This window comes from Aquirufa nivalisilvae, assembly GCF_003143535.1.
Classification (GTDB): domain Bacteria; phylum Bacteroidota; class Bacteroidia; order Cytophagales; family Spirosomataceae; genus Aquirufa; species Aquirufa nivalisilvae.
On the sequence record NZ_CP029346.1, the window covers coordinates 1592721 to 1610683 of the forward strand.

The window sequence follows — 17963 nt, forward strand, 5'->3', positions numbered from 1 at the left end:
ATATTTTAAAAACAGTATTATATTTTGTTTATTCAATGAATTGCCAAATATATTTTTGATTAAATTTGATATTGCTTATATAAATATCAAATTAGCAACCATTACTGATATTTAATTTTGTTGAGAATTTTTAGTTTATTATTAGAATATTAATAGTTTCTTATGGAAGTCATGAATGAAGAGGGATTGTATCGGAAAGAATTTGAGCATGATGCTTGTGGTATTGGTTTTGTAGCCAGTATGAAAGGCATTAAATCGCATCGAATTGTACAAGATTCAATTAAGATGTTGATTCGTATGGACCACCGTGGTGCTTGCGGTTGTGATCCTAATTCAGGTGATGGAGCCGGAGTATTAGTTCAATTACCTCATGAATTCTTTTTCGAAGAAACAGCTAAATTAGGATTTACTTTACCATCCTTAGGTCAATATGGCGTAGGAATGGTATTCTTTCCCAAAGATGAAACTCTTATTAAAGAGTGTAAAGAAATCATTGAAAGAAAAGCTAAGAAATTAAGTTTACGTATCCTTGGTTACAGAACTGTACCAGTAGACAATTCAGAAATCTTAGGCGCAGACTCAGGAAATGAAGAGCCTTCCATTCAGCAATTATTCATAGAAAGACCTGAATCGTGTTTAAGTGAAATAGACTTTGAAAGAAAACTATATGTTTTCCGTCAATATGTGACTCGTTTATTGAATGAGACGATTGTTCAACTAAATGGTAAATTCTATTTTGCGTCATTGTCATGCCGTACCATTATTTATAAAGGTATGTTGACAACCATGCAGGTTCCTGGTTATTTCCAGGATTTGTTCCAAGAGAACTTTACATCTGCCTTAGCTATTGTTCACTCACGTTTCTCGACTAATACATTTCCTGAGTGGAGATTAGCTCAGCCTTTCCGTTACATTGCTCATAATGGAGAAATCAATACGGTAAAAGGTAACTCTTCCTGGATGCAAGCTCAATCAGCTTTGTTCTCTAGTAAGTATTTTACACAAGAAGAACTAGATATGATTTTGCCTGTTTGTAGTTTAGGCCAATCAGATTCAGCCATTCTCGATAATGCTATTGAAATTTTATATTTAAGTGGACGTAGCTTGCCTCATGTCATGATGATGTTAATCCCTGAAGCATGGGATGGTAATGAATCCATGGAAAGCTATAAAAAGGATTTCTATGAGTATCATGCTGCCATGATGGAGCCTTGGGATGGTCCAGCTTCGATTTCATTTACCGATGGTAAAATGATTGGGGCTACTTTAGATAGAAATGGATTACGTCCATCTAGATATTGGGTAACGGAAGATGATCATGTGATCATGGCATCAGAAGCAGGGGTTTTGGATTTAGATCCAGCTACTATTGTTTCTAAAGGTCGTTTACAACCTGGAAAGATGTTCGTTGTTGATATGGAGCAGGGTAGAATCATTCCAGATGAAGAATTAAAAGAAAAAATTTGTCAGCAACAACCTTATGGACAATGGTTGCGAGAAAATAAAATTCGAGTAGAGGATTTACCTGAAGCTGGAAGTGAATACCGTCAACCTAAACCAGTTGAGTTAATTTCTCGTCAACAGATATTTGGTTTTACTACAGAAGATATCCGAGTTGTCTTAGCACAAATGGCTGAAACAGGTAAGGAAGCATTAGGGTCTATGGGTATTGATACACCATTAGCCGTTTTGTCTGATAAAGCACAACATCTTTCTAGCTATTTCAAGCAACTATTTGCTCAAGTAACCAACCCGCCGATTGATCCTATTCGTGAACGAATGGTTATGTCTCTATTGACTGATATTGGCGGTTTGTCCAACTTATTGGATGAAACACCTAGTCATTGTAGACAAATCGAAATTCAACAACCTGTACTTCGTAATAAAGAAGTAGAAAAGATTCGTTGGATTGATCATGCTAATTTTCAGACTAAATCCATTCATATGACTTTCCGTTCCTCGGAAGAGTCGGGTGTTTTGAAAAAAGCATTAAACCGTATTTGTCAATATGCCGAAGATGCTGTTGATGATGGTTATTCAATTATTTTATTGACTGATCGCGGAATTGATTCATCACATGCACCAATTCCATCTTTATTAGCTTTGGGTGCAGTTCATAATCACTTAATTCGTACGAAAAAACGTGCTAAAGTAGGTATTATAATTGAAGCTGGCGATGTTTGGGAAACGCATCACTTTGCTACTTTAATTGGATATGGAGCTTCGGCTGTTAATCCTTATATGGCTTTTGAAACGATCAAAGCTATGAAGGACAATCATTTGGTAGATCAAAGTTTATCCTATGAAAAGTTAGAATACAATTATATTAAAGCTGTTAATGGAGAATTATTGAAGATTTTCTCTAAAATGGGTATTTCTACTTTGCAATCTTACCAAGGAGCACAAATTTTCGAAATTCTTGGTTTGGGCAAAGATGTAGTTGATAATTATTTCAGTGGTTCTATTTCTAGAATTAATGGAGTTGATTTAGATACGATTGCCAAAGAAGCTTTAATTAAACATCAATCTGGTTTTGCTTTATTGAAATCAGATCATCCGAAATTAGAAGTGGGTGGTATTTACCAATGGAAGCAACGTGGAGAAGAACATTTATTTAATCCACAGACGATTCATCTTTTACAGCAATCAACAAAGGTTAACGATTATTCTACTTACAAAAAGTATTCTAAGTTAATTGATGATCAAAGTAAGAAGTCAATTACTCTAAGAGGTTTATTGCGTTTCAAAAATGCTAATTCTATTTCTATTGATGAAGTTGAGCCTATTGAAAGCATTTTAAAACGTTTTGCAACAGGTGCGATGTCGTTTGGTTCTATTTCTTACGAAGCACATACCACCTTGGCTATTGCCATGAACCGAATTGGAGGTAAATCTAATACGGGAGAAGGAGGAGAAGATCCAATTCGTTTTGAAAAAATGAAGAATGGAGACTCCATGAATTCAGCTATTAAACAAGTGGCATCGGGTAGATTTGGAGTAACTGCTAATTATTTAACTAATGCAGTAGAGCTTCAAATTAAAATGGCTCAAGGTGCTAAACCAGGAGAAGGTGGACAACTACCAGGACATAAAGTAGATGATTGGATCGGTAAAACTCGTCATTCTACACCTGGTGTAGGTTTAATTTCACCTCCGCCACACCATGATATTTATTCGATTGAAGATTTGGCACAGTTAATCTTTGATTTGAAAAATGCCAATAGAGCTGCACGAATTTCTGTGAAACTAGTTTCTGAAGCAGGAGTAGGTACCATTGCTGCTGGTGTTGCTAAAGCACATGCTGACCATATTTTGATTGCTGGTTATGATGGAGGAACAGGTGCATCTCCTTTATCTTCCATTCGTCATGCAGGTTTACCTTGGGAACTTGGTTTAGCAGAAACACATCAAACTTTAGTTAAAAATAAGTTAAGAGGTCGTGTAACGATTCAAACAGACGGACAAATTAAGACGGGTCGCGATATTGCTATTGCAGCATTATTGGGAGCGGAAGAATTTGGGGTTGCGACAGCAGCTTTGGTTACTGCAGGATGTATTATGATGCGTAAGTGTCATTTAAATACTTGTCCTGTGGGAGTTGCTACACAAAACCCAGAACTGAGAGCTTTATATACTGGTAAGCCAGAACATGTGGTTAATTTATTCCATTTCTTAGCTCAAGAATTACGTGAGATTATGGCGGAATTAGGTTTCCGTAAAATTGAAGAAATGATTGGTCGTGTGGATTATTTATGCATGGCTGACGTTTCCTCACATTGGAAATTTAAGCATATTGATTTATCACCTATCTTAAAACCTTCCAATCCTGCTGAAGGAGTGGCTGTGTTTAAGTCGGAAGAGCAAGATCACGGTTTAGTAGATCAATTGGATTGGCAAATTTTGAAGATTGCTCAAGCTGCGATTGATTCGAAGAAACAAGTGAATGGTGAATTTAATATCATTAACGTAAATCGTTCAGTAGGTACCATTCTATCGAATGAAATCACCAAGAAATACGGAGATAAAGCACTTCCAGATGGTTTAATTCATATTAAATTTAAAGGAACTGCTGGTCAATCTTTCGGTGCCTTTTCAGTTAAAGGTTTGAAATTCGAAATCGAAGGAGATGCTAATGACTATATTGGAAAAGGTCTATGTGGAGCTATATTGATTGCTTATCCATCTCCAGCAGCCAAGTTTATTGCGGCAGAAAATTCTATCGTGGGTAACGTATCCTTTTATGGTGCCACTTCAGGTGAAGCTTATTTAGCTGGTATGGCCGGAGAACGTTTCTGTGTTAGAAACTCAGGAGCCAAAGTGGTAGTAGAAGGTATAGGTGACCATGGTTGTGAATACATGACTGGAGGTTTAGTCCTAATTTTAGGAGCAACTGGTAGAAACTTTGGTGCAGGTATGTCTGGTGGTGTGGCTTACATTTTAGATGAGAAGAATGACTTTGAATCTAAGGTAAATCGTGAAATGGTTGAGATTACTGATTTAAATCAAGAAGATATTCAAATCGTTTCTATGTATTTAGCTAAGCATGTTGAATTAACTGGTTCAGTAAAAGGGAAATATGTCATGGATAACTTTAATTCAATGACAAGTTTATTCAAAAAAGTATTACCAATTGATTATAGAAATGCCTTGGCAAGTAGACATTTAAGCATCACAGATGTATTGAATGACAAAGACAAAGTATACCAAAATATTAAAGTAGAATTAAACTAATTATTGAAAATGGGGAAGCCAACAGGTTTTTTAGAAGTTGATAGAAAAACCTCTGCGAAGAGAGAAGTTTCTGAGCGTATCAATGACTATAAAGAAATTGAATTATTAAATTCATCCGAAGAGACTGAAAAGCAGGCAAGCCGTTGCATGGATTGCGGTACACCTTTTTGTCATAGTGGATGTCCTTTAGGTAATATTATACCTGAATTCAATGATGCAGTTTATGAGCAAAATTGGAAATATGCCTATGAAATATTGAGTTCGACTAATAATTTCCCAGAATTTACGGGGAGAATTTGTCCTGCTCCATGTGAATCGGCCTGTGTTTTAGGTATAAATAAACCACCAGTTGCGATTGAATTGATTGAAAAATCAATCATTGAAAAGGCATATTCTGAAGGATGGGTAGTTCCATTTGTTCCAACTAAAAGAACTGGAAAGAAAATTGCCATAGTTGGTTCTGGTCCTGCTGGATTAGCAGCAGCAGCACAGTTAAATAAAGTGGGACATTCAGTTACCGTATTTGAAAGAGCGGATCGTATAGGTGGTCTATTACGTTATGGAATACCAGATTTTAAATTGGATAAATCTGTAGTAGATCGTCGTGTGGCTGTCATGGAAAAGGAGGGTGTTGAATTTAAAACCAATGTTCATATTGGAGTTAACTACAAAGTTTCCAAATTGACCAATGAATATGATGCTATTTTAATTGCAACAGGTTCGACAACACCTCGATTAATTAATACAAAAGGAAGTGATGCTACAGGTATTTATCCTGCCATGGAATTTTTATCTCAACAAAATAAACGCAATGCCCATATTGCTTTAGAGGTAAATCATAAAGGAGAAGAATATACTAATAGTAATATTTTGGCTACAGGTAAACATGTGGTTGTTATTGGTGGGGGAGATACGGGATCAGATTGTGTAGGTACATCCAATCGCCATAAAGCTGCATCGATTACTCAAATTGAAGTAATGCCTAAGCCACCTGTTGATCGTGCAGAAAATACACCTTGGCCCAATTGGCCAAATATGTTACGTACTTCTACTTCACATGAAGAAGGTGCCAACCGTTTATGGTCTATTTCATTACAAGAGTTCATTACAAATGATAAGAATGAATTGGTAGCGCTTAAGATTGGAGACATTACTTATGATATGTCGAATGGAAAGATGGAGCAAAAAGTAGAAAACATTCGTGAAATCCCTTGTGATTTGGCTTTAATTGCTGCTGGATTCTTACACACGGATCACGGTAACCTTTTTCAAGAGCTAACTGAAACTGGAATTTCTGCTGATGAAAGAGGAAATATTGTAGCTAACGGAAACTATCAATCTGCTCAAGAAAAGATTTTTGTGGCAGGTGATGCCAGACGTGGACAGTCCTTAGTAGTATGGGCAATTTCCGAGGGTAGAGAGGCTGCTAGAAATATTGATCAGTTTTTAATGGGCAAAACGAGCTTGGAAGGAAAAAGTGTCTCAAGTTTCGATATTTTTAAATAAATTTTCATTTTTGAATTTCGATATTCAAAAAAAATTACTACATTTGTGCTCTCTTAAATGCTAGGAGAGATGCCTGAGAGGCCGAAAGGAACAGTTTGCTAAACTGTCGTACTGGCAACGGTACCGAGGGTTCGAATCCCTCTCTCTCCGCAGTGTTTTTTCGGGGTGTAGCGTAGCCCGGTATCGCGCTTGGTTTGGGACCAAGAGGTCGTAGGTTCGAATCCTGCCACCCCGACAACATAGTCAATTTATTTAACAGTGCTTGCACCAAGAATAAATTGACTATTTATTTTTAGGTTCCGTAGCTCAGTTGGATAGAGCAACTGCCTTCTAAGCAGTAGGTCTTTGGTTCGAATCCAAACGGAATCACAAAAAGTCTTTAGACTTTCGAATCGTATCAATCATTTCTAGCCTTCCTTCAAAGCGTTGACCATTAAGCAAATCACCTTGGTTAAAAATGCGATAGGAATATTGATATTCTGGATTGCTCCTCCATTAATTTATTTTTTCAAAGAAAAGCTAGGCTTCGGTGGAGGTTCCGTATTTACAGGTATTGTATACGTTTCTGGTTTGCTCTTCATGCTAAACCATTTCCATGCTAAAGTTGGGCACAAACCCAATACTTTCCTTTTGTTATTGGGCGGTACATTTTTCAGTGTAGCCATGATTTATTTCTTTTTGATGAATAAAGAAATGACCATGTTTAATACGGATTTAATCAATTTTGCCTTAATTTTTGGGTTTTTCTTTTCCTTATTGCGTGTCGACAATCAAGTGCAAAAGTATTTGCCTGTATTGATATTGATTATCACATTTTTAACAAGTTGTGCTCTAATCTATTCTGTTGCAACTAATCCAAATTATGTATTTGGAACAAGAGCCACTGTTCAATACACGAGTAAGACAACGGAGAATTTTACTGGTAATCCATATATCTATAGTAGAAATGGATTGGCTGGCTTTTTAATTTCATTTTTGATCATTAATAGGAGCTGGGATTCGATCAAAGTGCCTCATGTCTATTTAACTAGATTATTAGCCCATATCAACGTTTGGTTTAGCTTAATTGTCATTATATTAACTCAAACGAGAGCAACGATTCTAACCGTGCTAATGGCACTGCCTTGTATGTTATTTTTCATGGTTCCTGTGAAAAGTATATTTTCAAATATTAAGAGGCAATCCTATATTTTCTATGCCCTCGTAATTGGGAATTTGTATTATTTCGCTACTAAATTGAGAATCGTAGAATTAATTGATTCTTATTACAATTCGTTTTTCAATTTGTTTATTCGTGCCATGAGCACTGGTGTTACCCTTGGTAAAAGTTCAGAGGTAGATGAATCAGCGATGGGTCGCGTTAATAATATTAATTATATAAAGCAGTTGTGGAGTACGAGTAGGATCGATTTTATATTTGGCCATGGCTATCGTTATCGATACATTGATATTCCTATGTTAGAGTCACTCGTTAATTTTGGCGTATTTGGATTTATTCTCTTTGCAAGTTTCCATGTAGCATTTCTTTATTTTGCTTACCGTTGCTTTAAATCCCAAATTATCTTCCAAAATTTTATAGGCCTATTCTATCTAAATACATTTGTTGGAATGTTTACCTCAGGTAGGCCAATGGACTTCGCTTATTGGGTTTCATTTTTGATATTTATTCGATTCATGAACGTTGAAATGGTCAAGGATAAAAATGAAATTGAAAGTCAACTTTAGAATTGCTATTGACTAACCTTATATGCCAACTCAGAAAAGAGTTTTACAAGTTTCTCCTGCTTACTATCCTGCCATTTCAATAGGAGGGCCTATATTTACCAATTTAACCTTTTCTAAGGCCTTAGAAGATATTAATTGCCAAATTGAAGTAGTAACAACAACCCAAGGACTTTCAAAAGCTCAACTAGAGCAAATTACTGTAGGCGAAAAATCTATTTCTGAGTTTTCGTATCCCATATGGCGTTTTCCTTTTTACGGATATTCTAACTTTACTTTCTCTCCAGGTATATTTTTTTGGCTATTGAAGCATACTCGTCAGTTCGACATGGTTGTATTTCAAGCCGTTTGGAATTTCCCTATTTTGGCGGCCTATTTAGCTTGTAAATGGCATAAAGTGCCTTATGTGGTAATTCCACATGGAAGTTTATATGATGAAACCTTTCATCTTAAATCTTCCAAATTCAAAAGATTCTTTTTTAGCTTATATGTGAAAAAGATGTTGATGAAAGCGCATCGGATTCTATTTTCCACTCAAGATGAAGAATTGAAGGTGAAGAAATTCTTGTCGATTCCTTTGAAATCATCTATTATTCCTAACATTGTTGATGTACAAAAATTCGATAATCTTCCTGAAAAGGGAACGTTTCGAAGTAAATTTTCTATTTCAAAAGATCAAATCATACTTACACATTTTGGTCGTGTGACCATCAAAAAAGGAATCAATTTTGTATTAGAAATATTACCAGAATTAATCCAAAATTACCCCACTATTGTATATGTCATTGCGGGTTCTGAAGAAGATAACTACATCAATGAACTAAGAGCCATTATTGAGCAAAAGCAAATAGAAAAACACATTATTTTTACAGGTTTGCTTTCTCCGAATGAGGGTATAGACTTATTAGCTGATTCTGATGTATTTATATTACCATCTCTATCTGAAAATTTTGGTATGTCAGTGGTTGAAGCGATGCTTTGCGAAATTCCTGTAATCATATCCGAACACGTTGGGATTGCTATGGATATAAAGAATGAAGCATGTGCAAAAGTGATAAAACTAGAAGACACTTCACTGAAAGATGCCTTAATGGATCTAATTGCCGATTCAAATAAAAGAATAGAAATGGGCCAAAAGGGGAGAGAATTTGCTAAACGAAATTACTCTTACGAGGCTATTGAAATTAAACTGGATCAATTAATTAATCGTTAGTTTACGAAAGCCTTGATACATTTCACTGGCTAATTTATCTACTTCAAAGATTTTAGAATTTCTCAATGAATTTTCATGGTACTTAGCTGCATTTAGTGGTAATTTATCTAAAAAGTGTTTGATTCGCTCTCGTTCCGTGGAATCATCCAAGCGCTTAATCACTAGTCCAGTAAAGCCATCAATGATTAAATCATTGGCACAACCGCATGCTTCGGTACAAATAACGGGTTTGCCTAATTCTTGAGCTTCATTGGCAACCATCCCCCAAGTTTCGGAAGTAGAAACCAACACCAAACTAGAAGCATTTTTATATAAATCAGCCAATTCTGACCATGCGACAGTACCTAATAAATGAACATTAGCTATTTGTTCACTTTGAATCATTTCTTGTAATTCGTCATAAAGAGGACCGTTCCCAGCCATTTTTAATGTGTAGGGTAGTTCTTTCATCAAATTCAATAACTCGAACAGATTTTTTTCCTCGGACAAACGTCCAACATAGAGCAAATACGGCTGGTTATTAGGAACTAATGGATTTGATATCTCATTACCTAATTGCTGTTTGAATTTGATTTTATCAAAGGAATTCAAAAAAGAGAGAATTTTCTTTTTGGCAACTCCAGAACGAAATAAAAACTGATTGGAATTGATACCATAACTAAAAAAACCGGTAGTTAATTTAAATATGGCCGATTTTATAATGGATTTACTTAAATGGATGATACCGCCTTGTTTTTCAGATTGATTCCTAACGGATTCAATAGTCATGATGGTTTTAATTCCTAGTAGTTTACAAAGTAACAATGTTGGCAAAGCTGCTGCTTCAGCATAGCCGGTAAAATTGATAACATCTGGCTTAAATTGCAGTATAATCTTGAACCACTCAAACCCCACTTTCCATGGGGAAATATGTTGCAATGGTTTCGTGCTCAATAGTTTAACTGGGAATTTATACGGATAAGTAGATAAATCGAAATCAACTAAGTCTTCTCTTCCTGCTTCAGTAATTGTTGTTTCTATGACTAATAATTCATCTTGGTTTTCAACACAAATTTCCGCTACTTTTTCAAATACAACGGATTTGTATTGCGACCATAATAAATTGTGAAAAATAAGAATTCTCATAGATTGAATTTCAAGAACAAAACTAATCCCTTTTTTAAATATGACAATGAATCCAATTGTAATATCTGTCTAGGATTAGGTTTAACCATTTATTTCTAGAATACCATATTTGCCATATTTCAATTATATATCTTAAATTGCGAGATAATGACTAATTTCAATTAAGTCATATTGTTTCAAATAAGATTTGAATAGATTAAGCATTGAAAAAAACGATCGGTGTATTGTTGCTTACTTATAATGAAGAAATTCATTTAGAAAGATGCATTCATAATGTTCAAAAACTAAGCAATCAGATATTCATTATTGATTCATTTTCAACTGATAATACTTTAGCTATTGCAGCCAAGTATAACATTCCTGTTGTACAAAATAAATTCATACACCATGCCAATCAAATTAATAAGGCATTGGAAATTTATCCATTTGAAACAGATTACATTATACGTGTGGATTGTGATGAGCTTTTAAGTGATTCTTTAATTGAAGAAATTCACGCTTGTTTAAATGATGAAGCTCTTAGTTCTATCAATGGTTTTTACATGCAAAGAAAAGTTTTCTTCATGGGCGGAATCATACAATATGGGATGACAAACCCAATCTGGTTATTACGCATTTGGAAAAGAGGAGAAGGTCAATGTGATGATAAATGGATGGATGAAAAAATAGTGTTGAAACAACCTAACACCTATAATTTAAAGAATTTGATCATTGATCATAATTTGAACAATTTAACTTGGTGGACTCAAAAACACAATTTATATGCTAGCAGAGAGTCCTTAGAAGTTTTAAAACACAGGTACTTACAAGCGGATCAGTTACAAGATAAATTGCCGATAAAAGATCTCATCATTCATATATTAAAATCTTTTTACAACAAAAGCCCTATTTTTGTACGATCGATTCTTCTGTTTCATTATTCCTATTTTTTTCGATTAGGGATTTTAGATGGAATACGTGGTTTAATGTGGAATATCCTTCAAGTATTTTGGTATCGATTCTTAGTAGATGCAAAAGTATATGAATTTGAGAATTCCTTTGATTTTGATAAAACAAGGATAAAAGAAGCCTTAAAGGAAATAGTTTGAAAACTGATTTGAGCACATTTACTGGCGAGGGATCACCTGGAATTACAGCTAAATTGAAATATTTAGTATGGCTTCTATTTTCTAATGTATTTTTTTTGACTAATATTCCATATCCCAATGTTATAAAGGTTAATATTTTGAGGTTTTTTGGAGCAAAAATTGGTCATCATGTTGTGATTAAACCTTGGGTAAAGATTAAATTTCCTTGGAAATTAGTGCTAGGTAATTATGTATGGTTGGGAGAGGAAGCATGGCTTGATAATCTATCTGAGATTAGGATAGGAAACCATGTATGTATCTCACAAGGGGCATTACTTATCACAGGTAATCATGATTATAAAAAGTCGTCTTTTGATTTATTTACGCAAGGAATAGATATAGAAGATGGGGTATGGGTTGGAGCTAAATCCATTGTAAGTGGAGGTGTAAAATTGAAATCTCACAGTGTCTTAACTGTAGGGTCATTCACCAGTAAAGATTTAGCCTCATATACCATTAATCAGGGTAATCCGGCACAAGTAGTTAAACAAAGAGAAATCAGCTAGTACAATGAATGAATATTTGCAATTATTAAGTAATAAAGAGTTTCAAATCATTGTTTCCTTTATAGTATCCATTGTGGTGACTGTAACGGCTATACCTGTCATTATTAATATTTCGAAATTGAAAGACTTAATGGCAGAAATTGAATTGAGAAGTTCACATGAAGAATTAACACCTACTTTAGGTGGGGTAGCTATTTTTGCAGCTACTTTGATCAGCTATTTTATCTGGGATAATCCAAATGAAGGACATGAAATACACCTAGCTGTGGCTGCCCTTATTATTTTATTCTTTTTAGGAATTAAAGACGATATATTGATCTTATCTCCTAAAAAGAAATTATTTATTCAAATAGCGGCTTCACTGTTATTAATCACTTTTGGAGATTTACGAATTTCTACTTTCTTTGGCTTATTTAATATCCATCATATTCCATATATTATTAGCATTGCTTTTACTTTGTTTATCATCATTGCCATTATCAATGCAATCAATTTATTAGATGGTATTGATGGCTTAGCAGGGACAGTAGGTTTTGTAGCATCAGCCATATTTGCTTATCTATTTTATAGTCTTGGATTATTTGCTTTAGCTACTTTAGCTCTTTCCTTAGCAGGTTCATTAGTTGGATTTTTACGATTCAATTGGTCTACTAAAAATAAAATATTCATGGGAGATACAGGATCCATGATTTTAGGATTTCTATTGGCCTTTTTTGCCGTTAAATATATAGTCTATAATAGTTCATACGTTTATGATCCGCGATTGGTCAAAGATGCTCCTATATTGACGATTATTATACTCTTATTGCCACTTTTTGACACTTTACGTATGTTTATCATACGTATATCTACAGGAGTATCACCTTTCAAAGGAGATAGAAAACATTTACATCATGTGTTAATTGATAATGGATTTAGTCACTTTTGGGCAACTATGATTCTGATTGCATTTAATCTAAGCGTATTAGCCTTATATACCATTATTCGTCATGAATATTCCAACCATGAAGTATTATTTGGGCTATTAGTTACTTTTTTAATTTACTGCTATACTGCTTATTTATTATCAAGAAATATTGATACAAACACAGTAGATCGATTGAAGTATACTAAAATTGATAAAGTCAAGCGACTTCAATTGGTAGAAGAGAAAAAGAATACTAATTTATCCAGTAACCAGCCGCCAATTACAGAGTAGGGGCATTTAATAAATAATATTCCAATTTTTGACATTCTGATTGTATTTCAAAATTAGAAAGGCTTTCTCGCATCTTGATTTTGTCAAATTCGCTGGATAGTAAGCTAGTTAATTCTTTAGCTAAGGTTTCAGGCCTAAAATCTTGACTTAAAATACCATTTGTTTCATTGACCATTAGGCTAGAACCTCCAGAATTGGTCGCTAAGACAGGAACGCCACAATATATAGCCTCCATTGCCACCAATCCCATACTCTCTTCTCTAGAGCAAGTTATGAAAGCATCAGCACTTGATATTACTTGATAATACTCTTCAGGACTCAGGTTTTCTAAAAATTGAACCGCTGGATAATTTCCTGTTAATAATTGCCGACGTATAACTTCGGCATAGCCGTTATTAGCCCATTTACCAAGCCAAATAAATTCAAATTCAGTTGGATTAACAAGCAAACTGGTTTGAAGGAAAATATCTACGCCTTTACGATAACATATAGTACCAGAGGAGACTATTCTTTTTTTGGAAATTTTTTTTCTCGATTGTGTAGCTAGGCATTTATCGATGAAATTCTTATTTATGCTCGAATGAAATACGAAACTTGTTTTCGAAAAAATAGGAGCAAAGAATTGTTGAACTAGGTCAGAACATGTGACCAAGTAATCGACTTGATCAAACATACGTTTACAATCTTTAATCTCTAATTGCTCAAAATTGTATAAATACTCATGAACATGAAGAAATGTAGAGATATTAAAATGTTGCTTGTACTGCAATAAAAAAGCATTTTGTATGGTATTAATATACCAAATTGAAGCTCCAAATTGTTGTTGTATTTCGCGTATACGCTGAAGCACGATATCTTGACCTACGTGAAATTTCAGTTTATCCCAGAAAGAAAATTGAACATCTAAGTAATATACTTGAATATGAGGTGCTAATTGACTGAGTAAAGAACCATTAGGTTCTAATAGAACCAAGCCAATTTCAAATCTTTCACTATCTATTTGATGTAAAATATCAAATAAGACTATCTCTGCACCAGTACGATTAAAGTTACTAGAGAAGAATAATATTTTCTTTTTTGACATTAAACAAAATTAAAGTGAGCTAATATGAATAAAAACATCGACTACTGATCAAAATTAGTAATTTTGGGTTGCATTGAAAATTATCCCGAATGAAAAGCATACAACAATTAAGAGAAAGCATTGATAGCATTGACGATTCTATATTAAAGCTGCTAGTAAAACGCATGGAATTTGTTGAAGAGATTGGTCGCTTAAAAAGAGAAAATAATACCGTTATTTATCATCCGGATAGAGAAAAGGAAATTGTTGACCGATTAGCATCTAAGTACACTGGTAAATTAAGCAAAGCTGCTATTGAAGCTATATTTTTAGAAATATTCGGAGTATCAAGAAATTTAGAATTACCAGAAATCATTTCATTTTTAGGACCAGAAGGCAGCTTTACACATCAAGCTGCAGAAAGTAGATTTGGTGCTGTAGCCGACTATATTTCATTACCCTCCATTCGCTCTGTGTTTGATTCAGTAGAGACGGGTAGAGCTAAATATGGAGTTGTTCCCATTGAAAATAATCAAGAGGGGATGGTCAAAGAGACAATGGACCTTCTCAATGAACGCAATCTGTTTATTATTTCAGAAATTATAATTCCTGTCAATTTCTGTTTAGCATCGAAAGAGAATTCCATCCATCAAATTCAAAAAATATATTCAAAAGATATTGCCTTTCAACAATGCAAAGGCTTTTTACAAGACTATTTTAGTCATAAACCCGAGGATTTCTTTGTTCAAGTGGATTCCACTTCTAAAGCAGCGAAATTAGCAGTAGAAGACACTAAAGCAGCAGCACTTTGTTCTCACATTGCTGCTAAAATTTATTCATTACCGATTTTATTTGATAATATCCAAGATAGTGAGGCGAATCAAACTCGTTTTTTCATTATTTCTAAAGTAGAAAATTTGAAGAAAACGGATAAAGATAAAACTAGCTTAGCGATAAAACTTAAACATGATGATAAACCAGGGGCATTATTATCTTTGTTAAAGGACTTTGAAGATGTTCAAATCAACTTATTAAAGATTGAATCCAGACCTCAAAAGGACACACACGAGTTTAAGTTTTGGTTCTTTATTGATATTGAAGGAAATAAGTTAGACGATAATGTTCAACAGATTTTGAACAAAAGAAAAGACGAAATTATTTTCTTAGGTAGCTATATGAATCTTTGTTAATTGGGTTCTAGCCCAATTAACATCTTGTGAAATTTGCTCTATCAATTCTGGAAGTGAATTAAATTTTTTCTCATCACGAATTTTCTCAAGAAGTTCTAACTCAACTTCTTTTTCGTATATATCCTCTTGAAAATCAAACAGATGAGATTCTATGGAAACATAGGTGTCATTTGTTAAAGTGGGCCTTTTACCGATATTGGTGACGCCACCAATGCATTTCCCATCTATTTTCAAATAACTAACATATACGCCCAATCCAGGTATTAATTTATCTGCATCTTCTAATTCAATATTAGCTGTAGGAAAACCTAGTTCTCGGCCTTTGTGATTACCATGAATTACTTTTCCTTTTAAAGAGTAGTTTCTACCAAGCATGGTATTTGCCTTCTTGATATTCCCTTGTATGATGTATTCTTTAATCACGGATGAACTAATGATTTCATCATCTAATTTCGCTACATCAATAGAATAGGCATTAATTTGATTAGCATAGTGTTCGTTGACAAATTCAACAGAGCCTTTACGTTGATAACCAAATCGATTATCATAGCCTAAAACTAAATCACTTATCCCAAATTTAGCCCGCAATATGTCCTCCATGAAACTCTCTGCAGGTAAATGAGCCATATAGTGGTCAAATGGTATCATAAATAAATAATCAATACCAAGTGACTCTATCCATTGAATTTTTTCTTTATCAGGACTCAACAGACTATTCTTCGAATCATACTTTTGATTAAAATAGGAGGCAGGGTGATTACTAAATGAAATAACAATGGAACAAATTCCTTTTTGTTTCGCAATATGGACACACTCAGATAATACTTTTGCATGTCCCAAATGCACTCCGTCAAACATACCTATCGTAATAACAGATTGCTCAACCAAAGGTATTTCTGGGAAACTATAAAAGTATTTCATATTGATCAGCACTAAATTTCTCTATGGATTGCGCTTTTTCTAGCGAATAATCTCCAATTTGACTCCTAACTAACTCATTTAAATAAGCACCTGAATTTAGAAAATATCCAAAATCTCTCACGATACTACGAATGTACGTTCCTTTGGAACATCTAATTTTAAATTGAATTTCCGGAAATGCCGAAGTATCTATCTCAAATTCATACACACTAGCTTGTCGAATTTTAATTTCAACATCTTTTTCAGTCAAACCTTTTCTCGCTTGAACATAGAGTCGTTGACCATTTTGTTTAACAGCCGAATAGATAGGAGGGACTTGTTCGATATCACCTAACAAAGATAGCCTAGCTGCTTCTAATAGCTGTGGTGTGATATGGTCAATCGGATACTCTTCATCAAATTCCGTTTCTAAATCGATGGAAGGAGTCGTTTTACCTAAAACAAAAGAACCGGTATAGGTTTTAGGGAGTGATTGAAAATACTCAATTTTTTTGGTGTATTTACCAACACAGATAATCAATAAACCAGTAGCTAAAGGATCTAATGTGCCAGCATGACCTATTTTTTTAAACTTACCCAAATTTCTGATCTTTCGAACGGCATCAAAAGAAGTCCACGTTTTGGGCTTATCAATCAAATAGAATTTTTCTTCTATGGGTACTAATTCATCCACAAGTATATTGCTAAAAAGATACCAGCTAAAACTCGATAATATCCAAAGAATTTAAAGCCAAATTTATTCACTAAATCAACCATCCAGCGAATGGTAAGTAAGGCAATTACAAAACTAATCACGGCTCCGACTAACAATGAAATACTGTTAGTTGGATTTAAAATAATATCAAGATCATGACGATAGTCTACTAATTTTTTAGCACATGCACCCAAAATGGTTGGGATACCGAGTAAAAATGAAAATTCTACTGCTGCTCGATGATTTAAACCGACTAATCTTCCACCAATAATGGATGCTCCTGAACGTGAAACTCCAGGAATCATGGCTAAGCATTGATATAATCCAATTTTTATTGACTGTGATATTGACATTTTATCAATATTGTCATGTTGATGGTCTTTATCCTTCACCCAATCATCAATTTTAATCAATAACAAACCACCTATAAACCAAGAACCTGCAATAAACCAATAACCCTGAAATAGGGATTCCAATAAATCATCTAACAAAACTCCAAAAATTGCGGCAGGGATAAAGGAAGCGATAATGTATTTATAGACACTAATCGATTGAAATAAACGCTTAAAATACAAAAAAGGAACAGCGGCAATGGCCCCTAATTGTATAAATACAGTAAAAAAATTCAGGTATTTGGATGATTCAATTCCTAACAATTTTTCAGCTACAATGATGTGAGCCGTAGAAGAAATAGGTAAAAATTCACTTAATCCTTCTACAATTCCAAGCACAATAGCTTCTAAAAACTGATTCATTATTTCTTTATTTTAAACAAGGAAAAAATAGGAATAATAAGTCCAATGAGCACTAAAATAGGACCTAATGTGATTCCCAAAAATCCAAAACCGAAAGGTTCTTTATCTAAGGTCATGACAAAAAAACCGATAATCATGATGCATAGTCCAGCTATTAAAATCAAGATATCTTTTCTGTCTAATGGGAAGTTGGAGTTAGATGAATTTTCCAT

The 17963-nt window shown here is 34.2% G+C and carries 14 protein-coding genes and 3 tRNA genes; 11 read left to right on the forward strand and 6 right to left on the reverse strand.

Translation table 11 applies throughout. From position 1 onward, the window contains the following. Positions 1–162 precede the first annotated feature (162 nt). From gltB to HME7025_RS07070, 7 genes are all read left to right on the forward strand, one after another. Positions 163–4731 (forward strand): glutamate synthase large subunit, encoded by a 4569-nt coding sequence (gene gltB / locus HME7025_RS07040; RefSeq protein WP_394336385.1) that lies wholly within the window; start codon positions 163–165, stop codon positions 4729–4731. A gap of 9 nt (positions 4732–4740) precedes the next feature. After that, on the forward strand, positions 4741–6237 hold the full coding sequence (locus HME7025_RS07045; RefSeq protein WP_109322959.1) for a glutamate synthase subunit beta: 1497 nt from the start codon (positions 4741–4743) through the stop codon (positions 6235–6237). A 63-nt stretch (positions 6238–6300) separates the two neighbouring features. Then, positions 6301–6387 (forward strand) — tRNA-Ser (locus HME7025_RS07050). An 11-nt stretch (positions 6388–6398) separates the two neighbouring features. Further along, a tRNA-Pro gene (locus tag HME7025_RS07055) sits at positions 6399–6472 on the forward strand. A 60-nt stretch (positions 6473–6532) separates the two neighbouring features. Beyond that, positions 6533–6606, forward strand: a tRNA-Arg gene (locus HME7025_RS07060). A 57-nt stretch (positions 6607–6663) separates the two neighbouring features. After that, on the forward strand, positions 6664–7962 hold the full coding sequence (locus HME7025_RS07065) for a hypothetical protein (RefSeq protein WP_109322960.1): 1299 nt from the start codon (positions 6664–6666) through the stop codon (positions 7960–7962). Positions 7963–7984: 22 nt separating this feature from the next. Continuing rightward, on the forward strand, positions 7985–9172 hold the full coding sequence (locus HME7025_RS07070) for a glycosyltransferase (protein ID WP_109322961.1): 1188 nt from the start codon (positions 7985–7987) through the stop codon (positions 9170–9172). Here HME7025_RS07070 and HME7025_RS07075 read toward each other — a convergent pair. After that, positions 9158–10297, reverse strand: coding sequence for a glycosyltransferase (locus tag HME7025_RS07075; RefSeq protein ID WP_109322962.1), 1140 nt, complete (start codon positions 10295–10297; stop codon positions 9158–9160). The two genes, HME7025_RS07070 and HME7025_RS07075, sit on opposite strands and share 15 nt — an antisense overlap. A 203-nt stretch (positions 10298–10500) precedes the next feature. Here HME7025_RS07075 and HME7025_RS07080 point away from each other — a divergent pair, with 203 nt between their 5' ends. Genes HME7025_RS07080 through HME7025_RS07090 form a run of 3 tightly spaced genes read left to right on the forward strand, consistent with a single transcriptional unit; the run spans position 10501 to position 13128 of the window. Beyond that, positions 10501–11385, forward strand: a complete 885-nt coding sequence (locus HME7025_RS07080) for a glycosyltransferase family 2 protein (RefSeq protein WP_109322963.1) — start codon at positions 10501–10503, stop codon at positions 11383–11385. Continuing rightward, positions 11382–11930: a WcaF family extracellular polysaccharide biosynthesis acetyltransferase gene (locus HME7025_RS07085; RefSeq protein ID WP_109322964.1), complete on the forward strand. Its 549-nt coding sequence runs from the start codon at positions 11382–11384 to the stop codon at positions 11928–11930. The genes HME7025_RS07080 and HME7025_RS07085 overlap by 4 nt, the downstream gene beginning before the upstream one ends. Before the next feature lie 4 nt (positions 11931–11934). Beyond that, positions 11935–13128, forward strand: coding sequence for an MraY family glycosyltransferase (locus HME7025_RS07090; RefSeq protein WP_109322965.1), 1194 nt, complete (start codon positions 11935–11937; stop codon positions 13126–13128). Here HME7025_RS07090 and HME7025_RS07095 read toward each other — a convergent pair. Further along, positions 13118–14212, reverse strand: a complete 1095-nt coding sequence (locus HME7025_RS07095; RefSeq protein WP_109322966.1) for a glycosyltransferase family 4 protein — start codon at positions 14210–14212, stop codon at positions 13118–13120. The two genes, HME7025_RS07090 and HME7025_RS07095, sit on opposite strands and share 11 nt — an antisense overlap. Positions 14213–14301: 89 nt before the next feature. Here HME7025_RS07095 and pheA point away from each other — a divergent pair, with 89 nt between their 5' ends. Next, a complete protein-coding gene (gene pheA, locus HME7025_RS07100; RefSeq protein ID WP_109322967.1) occupies positions 14302–15381 on the forward strand; it encodes a prephenate dehydratase in 1080 nt (359 codons plus the stop codon). Here the strand turns inward: pheA and HME7025_RS07105 are convergent. Genes HME7025_RS07105 through HME7025_RS07120 form a run of 4 tightly spaced genes read right to left on the reverse strand, consistent with a single transcriptional unit; the run spans position 15355 to position 17963 of the window. Beyond that, on the reverse strand, positions 15355–16302 hold the full coding sequence (locus HME7025_RS07105; protein ID WP_109322968.1) for a bifunctional riboflavin kinase/FAD synthetase: 948 nt from the start codon (positions 16300–16302) through the stop codon (positions 15355–15357). The two genes, pheA and HME7025_RS07105, sit on opposite strands and share 27 nt — an antisense overlap. Then, positions 16286–16975: a tRNA pseudouridine(55) synthase TruB gene (gene truB, locus HME7025_RS07110; protein ID WP_109322969.1), complete on the reverse strand. Its 690-nt coding sequence runs from the start codon at positions 16973–16975 to the stop codon at positions 16286–16288. The genes HME7025_RS07105 and truB overlap by 17 nt, the downstream gene beginning before the upstream one ends. Beyond that, positions 16963–17751 carry an undecaprenyl-diphosphate phosphatase gene (locus tag HME7025_RS07115; protein WP_109322970.1) on the reverse strand — a complete coding sequence of 263 codons (789 nt, stop codon included), beginning with the start codon at positions 17749–17751 and terminating at the stop codon, positions 16963–16965. Before HME7025_RS07115 ends, truB begins: the two co-directional genes overlap by 13 nt. After that, a complete protein-coding gene (locus HME7025_RS07120; RefSeq protein WP_109322971.1) occupies positions 17751–17963 on the reverse strand; it encodes a DUF3098 domain-containing protein in 213 nt (70 codons plus the stop codon). The genes HME7025_RS07115 and HME7025_RS07120 overlap by 1 nt, the downstream gene beginning before the upstream one ends.

Excerpts from the sequence above, each read along its gene's own strand:
- gltB (WP_394336385.1), top strand. The coding sequence starts at position 163 with ATGGAAGTCATGAATGAAGAGGGATTGTATCGGAAAGAATTTGAGCAT.
- HME7025_RS07045 (WP_109322959.1), top strand. The coding sequence starts at position 4,741 with ATGGGGAAGCCAACAGGTTTTTTAGAAGTTGATAGAAAAACCTCTGCG.
- HME7025_RS07070 (WP_109322961.1), top strand. The coding sequence starts at position 7,985 with ATGCCAACTCAGAAAAGAGTTTTACAAGTTTCTCCTGCTTACTATCCT.
- HME7025_RS07075 (WP_109322962.1), bottom strand. The coding sequence starts at position 10,297 with ATGAGAATTCTTATTTTTCACAATTTATTATGGTCGCAATACAAATCC.
- HME7025_RS07090 (WP_109322965.1), top strand. The coding sequence starts at position 11,935 with ATGAATGAATATTTGCAATTATTAAGTAATAAAGAGTTTCAAATCATT.
- HME7025_RS07095 (WP_109322966.1), bottom strand. The coding sequence starts at position 14,212 with ATGTCAAAAAAGAAAATATTATTCTTCTCTAGTAACTTTAATCGTACT.
- pheA (WP_109322967.1), top strand. The coding sequence starts at position 14,302 with ATGAAAAGCATACAACAATTAAGAGAAAGCATTGATAGCATTGACGAT.
- HME7025_RS07105 (WP_109322968.1), bottom strand. The coding sequence starts at position 16,302 with ATGAAATACTTTTATAGTTTCCCAGAAATACCTTTGGTTGAGCAATCT.
- HME7025_RS07115 (WP_109322970.1), bottom strand. The coding sequence starts at position 17,751 with ATGAATCAGTTTTTAGAAGCTATTGTGCTTGGAATTGTAGAAGGATTA.
- HME7025_RS07120 (WP_109322971.1), bottom strand. The coding sequence starts at position 17,963 with ATGGAAAATTCATCTAACTCCAACTTCCCATTAGACAGAAAAGATATC.